Source organism: Peptoniphilus timonensis JC401 (assembly GCF_000312025.1).
GTDB lineage: Bacteria > Bacillota > Clostridia > Tissierellales > Peptoniphilaceae > Peptoniphilus_A > Peptoniphilus_A timonensis.
Map to the genome: position 1 here is coordinate 47,622 of NZ_HE978597.1, position 2,689 is coordinate 50,310.

7 protein-coding genes are annotated in these 2,689 nt (G+C 25.7%); all 7 read right to left on the minus strand.

The features are described 5' to 3' along the window. Positions 1 to 198: 198 nt before the first annotated feature. Positions 199 to 417: a hypothetical protein gene (locus HGPT_RS07650; RefSeq protein WP_155799249.1), complete on the minus strand. Its 219-nt coding sequence runs from the start codon at positions 415 to 417 to the stop codon at positions 199 to 201. A 19-nt stretch (positions 418 to 436) separates the two neighbouring features. Continuing rightward, positions 437 to 625, minus strand: a complete 189-nt coding sequence (locus HGPT_RS07655; protein ID WP_019139255.1) for a hypothetical protein — start codon at positions 623 to 625, stop codon at positions 437 to 439. 37 nt (positions 626 to 662) lie between these two features. Further along, complete coding sequence (locus tag HGPT_RS07660) at positions 663 to 1,022, minus strand: hypothetical protein (protein WP_019139256.1); 360 nt, start codon at positions 1,020 to 1,022, stop codon at positions 663 to 665. A 173-nt stretch (positions 1,023 to 1,195) separates the two neighbouring features. Then, a complete protein-coding gene (locus HGPT_RS07665) occupies positions 1,196 to 1,588 on the minus strand; it encodes a hypothetical protein (protein WP_019139257.1) in 393 nt (130 codons plus the stop codon). A 62-nt stretch (positions 1,589 to 1,650) separates the two neighbouring features. Continuing rightward, the gene (locus HGPT_RS07670) at positions 1,651 to 1,899 is read right to left on the minus strand and encodes a DUF7249 family protein (RefSeq protein ID WP_019139258.1); all 249 of its coding nucleotides are present in this window, start codon (positions 1,897 to 1,899) and stop codon (positions 1,651 to 1,653) included. A 257-nt stretch (positions 1,900 to 2,156) separates the two neighbouring features. After that, entirely contained in the window at positions 2,157 to 2,447 is a 291-nt protein-coding gene (locus tag HGPT_RS07675; protein ID WP_019139259.1) for a hypothetical protein, read from the minus strand. Positions 2,448 to 2,458: 11 nt separating this feature from the next. After that, positions 2,459 to 2,689: hypothetical protein (locus tag HGPT_RS09220; RefSeq protein ID WP_040542882.1), on the minus strand; the 231-nt coding region annotated here is incomplete at its 5' end.

The following is a 2,689-nucleotide window of genomic DNA, read 5'->3' on the forward strand; positions in this document are numbered from 1 at the left end:
TTTCATAATCATTTCTCCTTTTTAGTAACCTTGTTTTCTCTCTTGTAAATAATAAATAACTTAAAAGAAGAAACTATTACATAGAAAAAAATACTTTGTAATTTGTAACCCACAAAAAAAGACATTTACTTTTTATTTTTCTTTGCCAATTTAAAATTCTTGGCAATTTAAAAATAAGGGTCGACTTTTACTCAACCCTTAAATAAAATCAAAATTAAAACATTCACTAACAGGAACAAAACCAGATTCTTTTAAAATCTTATCAAAATAATCTAAAGAAGAACTTAAAGAAATATTATTTTCAAAAATAAAATCAGAATAAGTTTCATCATCAAAAGACTTACCCCCATAAGGCGAATCATCTTCCACCATAACCTTATTAGCAATTAAATTGTAAATATCCTTAATAGTAATCATAAAATACCTCACTTTAAAATCAATAATCAAAAGAATCATCTAAAGATTCCTTAAAAGAATTTGAATAATTTTCAGAAATATCATCAACAACATCAACATCATTTCTATTATTCTCATCAGAAAAAAATCTATTGAATAATAAAAAATCATCATCTAAACAATCACAAAACATAAAATCATAAAACATAAAATCATTATCAAATAACATATTAAACCCCCCTTAAATGTTAGAGGGAATAACCCCCTTATTGATAACTAACTAATTCTTCAACTATATCATCAATTTCATTACAAACATCCCAAGATTCAAACTCTTTATAAAACTTTGTACCACCCCAGTAGCCCTCTAACCTGTTTTCTTGTGTATCAATGTAAATGTTAGGACCACCAAGAGCAATCGCTAAACGGCAACCTCTAAAATCGCCTTGAAGTGTTTTAGTATATTCTAAATCATAAGAATCAGTTATATAATCCCAAAGATTATCTAAATCATACTCTTCATAAAAATCTTCATCTTCTCCCCTAGCATAAGCTCTATAAACTTCCATTAAATAATCATAAGCCTTGTTAACTCTTTCTTCTAATAATTGTAAATCAGTTCTCATAATCAAATCTCCTTTTTGTTTTATTATTTGTTTCTCTCTCTTGTAGATAATAAATAACTTAAAAGGACTAAATAATATATTGGGTTTTGTGTAATTTGTATATCTAGAGAAAAGATTTTTTCCAGATCCTTATTTTTCTTTTGCCAATTCAAAAAAATTAAAAAAATAAGGAATTAAAAACTTTTAATTCCTTTAATAATTTTAATAAACTTATCATTCATTTCTTTAGTTGCCATCTCTTCAGAATTAAATTCGTAAAGATTATAAAGTTCTTCGTTGCCGTATAAAAGAGTCTCTCCCAACTCATAGAAAAAACTATTCACAAGTTTAAAAGGATTATTTAAATCAGTTGTAACCTCGCTAAAGCCAACACTTTCAAAATCAACAACCCAATCAACAACCTTATCCTTTCCTAAAGCCTTTAAAAGATTAACGGCCTCTTCTTCGCTGAAATGATAACCACCAAAAGCAACCTCAACCAAAAAAGCATAAGTTTTGTCAAAATTTTCTAAACAATTAATAAATTGATTTTTAACCTCGTCTAATAAAATATTAATGTTAAACATAAATAAAACTCCTCTCTATAATTTTTTATAAACCCAACCCCCTATTAAGGGGGAATTTAATTTTAGATTAAATCTCTCATGAAACTATTAAGTTCTCTATAACTTAACTTGTTATCAATGTATTTAACATTATCTGGTGTTTTAGAATTTGATAATTCTAAAAACTCGATGAACTTCTTATAAGGTGCTTGACCCTTAAAGTTATTCATGAAATCAACAGCTAAATTATAAAGGTTATAATTGTTGCTAATCCAAAGAGCAATATTCCAAGTATTATAATTTTTGTATCCATTATAAGTAGTATTTTTCATAATCAAATCTCCTTTTTGTTTTGTTATTTGTTTCTCTCTCTTGTAGATAATAAATAACTTAAAAGAAGAAACTATTACATAGAAAAAAATACTTTGTAATTTGTAACCCACAAAAAAAGACATTTAATTTTTTATTTTTCTTTGCCAATTCAAAAAATAAAAGCAAGAAGAAATTAAAGCGAAATTATTGTAAAATATGCCAAAATTTTAAACAACAACTATAAAATCTTCTTGCAAATAATAAATACCTTAAAATACTACACCCCCTTATACTTATTTAAATAAAAATTATATATATTTATTTTTTTCTCAATCGTTGCTTTTCTGTGTCTAACAAGTTTAACAAAAGAGCCGTCTATTTCCCTATCAATGAACCCAAGATAGGTAAAAGGCAAATCATAAAACTTTGAAGTACCAGGATTTTCTTCACAAAAAACATTTAAAATCTCTTTTTCTGTATCAATACCTACAATAAATTGAGTTCCAACTGTTGAACCCTTTTCATTTACAATGTTTAAACTACAATAAAGCAAATCATCAACAATCATATTTAACCCCCTTAATTAGCATATTTCTTAAATATAGAATCCATAAAATCAAGATATCTTTTTTCAAGTTCAGCCTCATCTTCTTTAATTTTTTTAAACTCATCAGAAGAACGAACCTTAATTAAATAATTATAAAAAATTACTTGATTAGTTGTAAAACCTTGCTCTTCTTGAATTTCAAAATCAAACTTTTCTTTATCGTTTAATAAAGGAATTAAAACGTTTCTATCAACAGCTAAATT

Coding starts and splice junctions, on each gene's coding strand:
- HGPT_RS07650 (WP_155799249.1), bottom strand. CDS start 417: ATGATTACTATTAAGGATATTTACAATTTAATTGCTAATAAGGTTATG.
- HGPT_RS07655 (WP_019139255.1), bottom strand. CDS start 625: ATGTTATTTGATAATGATTTTATGTTTTATGATTTTATGTTTTGTGAT.
- HGPT_RS07660 (WP_019139256.1), bottom strand. CDS start 1,022: ATGAGAACTGATTTACAATTATTAGAAGAAAGAGTTAACAAGGCTTAT.
- HGPT_RS07665 (WP_019139257.1), bottom strand. CDS start 1,588: ATGTTTAACATTAATATTTTATTAGACGAGGTTAAAAATCAATTTATT.
- HGPT_RS07670 (WP_019139258.1), bottom strand. CDS start 1,899: ATGAAAAATACTACTTATAATGGATACAAAAATTATAATACTTGGAAT.
- HGPT_RS07675 (WP_019139259.1), bottom strand. CDS start 2,447: ATGATTGTTGATGATTTGCTTTATTGTAGTTTAAACATTGTAAATGAA.